The following is a 4,590-nucleotide window of genomic DNA, read 5'->3' on the forward strand; positions in this document are numbered from 1 at the left end:
GCATGTCGCAGCCGGTACGGCCGGGCACGTTATACAGCACCACCGGCAATCCCGCCTGGTCGGCGACCGCGCGGTAATGCGCGATCAGGCCGGCCTGGGTCGGCCGCACGTACGGCGGTGTGACCACCAGCGCGTGGGTGGCACCGAGCGCGGCGGCGCGGCGGGTCTGCTCGATGGTCTTGGCGGTGCCGGACAGGCCGGTACCGGCCAGGACCGGAACGCGGCCGGCGATGCGTTCGACCGCGCTGGCCAGCAGCTGGTCGTACTCCGCATCGGACAGGGTGGCTGCCTCGCCGGTGGAGCCGGCAACGACAACGCCTTGGACGCCGCCCTCCAGCTGCAGGTGCAGCAGGCGCTGCCAACCGTCGGGGTCGAGTGCGCCGTCGGCCCGGAAGGGGGTCGCCAGCGCGGTGATGAGGCCGGAAAGGGACAAGGACGTGCTGCTCTTGGCTGGGGAGGGAAAACGTCCGCCACGGAAGGGCGCGGGCGTTCTGAATGTTACTTGCGGCGCGAAAGCACGGGCAAGTATGCTGGACACCGGTGGATCCCCGCCTCTGGCGGGCATTCAGACTAACGCATGCATTACCCGGAATCGCCTTGACCGACACCACCCCGCGCCCAGCGCCGAGCGAAAACCACCTCCTGATCAACGCCTATACGACGCATCCGGAGTCCCCCCTGTTGTCCGTCACCCGCCGCATCGCCGACAGCGGGTGCAATCTGGTGGATGCACGCCTGGCCACCGTGGGCCGCGATGTCTCGGTGACCGCGCTGGCCACCGGCTCCTGGGATTCGGTCGCCAAGCTGGAAGCGATGCTGACCCGGCTCGAGCGCGAGGAAGGCCTGAAGCTGGTCTGGTATCGCACCGAAGCCAAGCAGGCGCAATCCAACCTGTTGCCGTACATCGTCGAGGTGATCGCCGCCGACAAGCCGGGCATCCTGTTCCAGCTGGCCGATTTCTTCGACCGCCAGGGCATCACCATCGAGACCCTGCAGAGCACGCGCTACCGCGCCATGCAGACCGGTGCGGAAATGTTCAGCGCACAGGTCACCATCGGCGTGCCGGCCAACATGCACATCGCCGCCCTGCGCGATGATTTCCTTGAGTTCTGCGACCACTTGAACCTGGACGCGATCATGGACCCGATGAAGTTCTGATTGAAACCCTGATTCTTCGCGCGCTCCTCACGGGCGCGTGGCGTTTCATGCAATTGTCGTAGAAAGAACCCAGGCTCGACAGAAGGACCTCATGAACAACGGCGATACCCTGGACAGCACCACCCTCTCCCTGCCGCTGGCGCTGTCCGGCGGCGCCCAGGCCACCCTCGGCGATTACGCCGGCCAGTGGCTGGTGTTGTACTTCTACCCCAAGGACAGCACCCCGGGCTGCACCACCGAGGGCATCGACTTCAACGCACTGTTGCCCGGCTTCAGGAAAGCGGGCGCGGTCGTGCTTGGCGTCTCGCGCGACTCGGTGAAGTCCCACGACAACTTCTGTGCCAAGCAGGGCTTCGCGTTCCCGCTGGTCAGTGATGCCGACGAAGCGCTGTGCAGCGCCTTCGACGTGATCAAGATGAAGAACATGTACGGCAAGCAGGTACGTGGCATCGAGCGCAGCACCTTCCTGATTTCCCCCGACAGCCGCATCGTGCAGTCATGGCGCAAGGTCAAGGTCGCCGGCCATGCCGACGCCGTCCTCGCCGAACTGAAGGCCAATCAGTCCAAGTGAGTCCCATCGCCCACTTTGTCCGCCACCACCCTGCCCTGCAGCAGGCCGTGGTGGTTTTTCCCTGTCCGTAACCAGGAACCGATGATGACCCGAGGCAAGCGCATCTACGTGCTGGATACCAACGTGCTGATGCACGATCCCACCGCGCTGTTCAAATTCGAGGAGCACGATGTCTACCTGCCCATGCAGGTGATCGAGGAGCTGGACAACGGCAAGAAGGGCACGACCGAAGCGAGCCGCAATGCGCGCCAGGTCAGCCGCTTCCTCAACGAGCTGGTGCAGGCTTCGGGCCTGGACAACCTGGCCGAGGGCATTCCGCTGCAGCGGCCGCAGGGCCTGCAGCTGCGCGGCAAGCAGAGCGTGGGCCTGCTGCGTTTCCAGACCAGCCATTTCGACGCGGGCAAGAGCTTTGGCAAGGTCATCCCGGACAACGCCATCCTCGGCGCGATCCTGGCGCTGAAGGAAGAAACGCCGGAGATCCCGGTGGTGTTCGTCTCCAAGGACATCAACCTGCGGATCAAGGCGGCCATCGCCGGCATCGTCTCGGAAGACTACGAGAACGACCGCGCGCTGGACGATTTCAGCCTGCTCTACACCGGCGCCACCGAGCTGCCGGAAGATTTCTGGAAGCGCCACGGCGAGGATCTGCGCAGCTGGAGCGACAAGGGCCGCACGCACTACGAAATCCTCGCCCAGGACGGCGAAGAGTGGTACCCGAACCAGTACGTGTACCTGCCGGGCGAAGACGAAGTCGAGCTGCGCGTCAGCAGGATCGTCGGCGATGGCAAGGTGGTGTTGTCGCTGGTCGATGACTTCCGCCACGGCAGCCATGCCGTGTGGGGCATCAGCGCGCGCAACCGCGAGCAGAACTTCGCACTCAACGCACTGATGGATCCGGAGATCGACTTCGTCACCCTGCTCGGTACTGCCGGCACCGGCAAGACCCTGCTGGCACTGGCCGCCGGCCTGGCGCAGACGATGGACCAGCAGCGCTACCGCGAGATCATCATGACCCGCGCCACGGTCAGCGTCGGCGAGGACATCGGCTTCCTGCCCGGCACCGAGGAAGAGAAGATGACGCCGTGGATGGGCGCGTTGACCGACAACCTGGAAGTGCTGACGCACAACCAGGAAGGCGGCACCTGGGGCCGCCAGGCCACCAACGACCTGCTCGCCAGYCGCATCAAGATCCGCTCGATGAACTTCATGCGCGGCCGTACGTTCCTGTCGCGTTACCTGATCCTGGACGAGGCSCAGAACCTGACGCCCAAGCAGATGAAGACGCTGRTMACCCGTGCCGGCCCCGGCACCAAGATCRTCTGCCTGGGCAACRTCGMRCAGATCGACACCCCGTACCTGACCGAAACCACGTCGGGCCTGACCTACGCCGTGGACCGCTTCAAGAACTGGCCGCACAGCGCGCACATCACGCTGCGTCGCGGTGAACGCTCGCGGCTGGCCGATTACGCCTCGGAGGTGTTGTGAACCGCTGCACCCGTCTGCTGCTGCCATCGCTGGCGGTCGCCATTGCCACGCTGCTCGGTGCCTGCGCGACCACGCAGGGACCGGCCAGCGTGCCGACCACAGAACGCAGTGGCCAGTCCTGGGTGGTCACCCGCCCGATCATCGCCGCGCAGGTGCTCGATACCTGCTCGCGCCCCAGCCCCGGCCGCGAGGCCGGGCGGGTAAGCGGCTACTGGGCACCGAGCCGGCAGCAGGTGGACCAGCTGGAAGCGAAGCTGGCATCGCTGGAAGCGCAGGTGCCACACGTGCTGGATTTCGATCGCCAGTACGTTGGCATCGAGCTGGACGGAAAGCAGGTGATCTACATCAACGCGTTCCATCTGCCTGAAGACAACAGCCTCCGGCCCGCCCGCGAAGCGGTGCGGGTCTGCGATGGCGGCGCGCAGTTCTGGGGCGCGGTCTTCGACCCGACCAGCGGGACCTTCAGCGAACTGCAGTTCAACGGCGGCTTCGGCGGGCCCTGAGGGGCCTGCCATGGGAATCCGCCTGCCCACCTGGGTCTGGATCGGCGCGGTCGCCCTGTCGTGCGTGGCCGGCATGGTCAATGTGGTTGGCTTCCTCGGTTTTGAACACCAGGCGGTCAGCCACATGACCGGCAGCACCAGCCAGCTTGGCATGGCACTGGCGCAAGGTGACTGGCGCGCGGTCGGCCATTTGTGGGGTCTGCTGATCGCGTTTTCGCTGGGCGCGATGGTCAGCGGACTGCTGATCCAGGACAGCGCACTGCAGCTCGGCCGGCGCTACGGCGTGGCGCTGGCATTGGAATCGCTGTTGCTGCTGGCGGCCATTCCGCTGTTCAAGCAGCATCAGATATGGGGCGCATTGGCGGCCGCGATGGCCTGCGGACTGCAGAATGCGATGGCCACCACCTTCAGTGGTGCCGTCGTACGCACCACTCATCTCAGCGGCATGTTCACCGATCTCGGCATCGGCCTGGGCCACCTGCTGCGCGGACTGCCGCTACAGGTACGACGCCTGACCCTGAGCGGCCTGATCATCAGCGGCTTCCTTGCTGGCGGCGTGATCGGCGCCTGGCTGTTCGTGCGCTGGCAATACGACGCCCTACTCGCCCCTGCCCTGCTGACCGGACTGACCGGACTGGGCTATGTGTCCTACCAGCAGTGGGCACGCTGGCGGCGTTGAGCATGGCGCCATCCACGCATGGCGTGGATCTACGTTGTCCATCCGATCATTTCTGCGATATCCACGCATGGCGTGGATCTACTGCAGGAAGCCGTCAGATGCGGGGCGGTRTGGGGCTGCAGGACCGTTGGCGCCATGGATGGCGCCATCGAGCCCCCACGGACGGGTCTACGGCGTGTCCTGCAGGCCCACAC

Annotated in this window: 6 protein-coding genes; 5 read left to right on the forward strand and 1 reads right to left on the reverse strand. The window is 65.6% G+C overall.

Annotation, left to right across the window (positions count from 1 at the left end):
• On the reverse strand, positions 1–433 hold a 433-nt coding region (locus AB4Y84_RS13845), incomplete at its 3' end, for a dihydrodipicolinate synthase family protein (protein WP_442250296.1).
• 164 nt (positions 434–597) lie between these two features.
• Here AB4Y84_RS13845 and AB4Y84_RS13850 point away from each other — a divergent pair.
• From AB4Y84_RS13850 to AB4Y84_RS13870, 5 genes are all read left to right on the forward strand, one after another.
• Complete coding sequence (locus AB4Y84_RS13850; protein ID WP_025879444.1) at positions 598–1,158, forward strand: glycine cleavage system protein R; 561 nt, start codon at positions 598–600, stop codon at positions 1,156–1,158.
• Positions 1,159–1,249: 91 nt separating this feature from the next.
• The gene (locus tag AB4Y84_RS13855; protein WP_312787142.1) at positions 1,250–1,729 is read left to right on the forward strand and encodes a peroxiredoxin; all 480 of its coding nucleotides are present in this window, start codon (positions 1,250–1,252) and stop codon (positions 1,727–1,729) included.
• Positions 1,730–1,813: 84 nt separating this feature from the next.
• Entirely contained in the window at positions 1,814–3,214 is a 1,401-nt protein-coding gene (locus AB4Y84_RS13860) for a PhoH family protein (RefSeq protein WP_442250297.1), read from the forward strand.
• Positions 3,211–3,717, forward strand: a complete 507-nt coding sequence (locus AB4Y84_RS13865) for a hypothetical protein (protein ID WP_099842268.1) — start codon at positions 3,211–3,213, stop codon at positions 3,715–3,717. Before AB4Y84_RS13860 ends, AB4Y84_RS13865 begins: the two co-directional genes overlap by 4 nt.
• A 10-nt stretch (positions 3,718–3,727) precedes the next feature.
• A complete protein-coding gene (locus AB4Y84_RS13870; RefSeq protein WP_059063786.1) occupies positions 3,728–4,396 on the forward strand; it encodes a YoaK family protein in 669 nt (222 codons plus the stop codon).
• The last annotated feature ends 194 nt before the right edge of the window (positions 4,397–4,590 follow it).

Source organism: Stenotrophomonas sp. 2YAF22 (assembly GCF_052114665.1).
Classification (GTDB): domain Bacteria; phylum Pseudomonadota; class Gammaproteobacteria; order Xanthomonadales; family Xanthomonadaceae; genus Stenotrophomonas; species Stenotrophomonas indicatrix.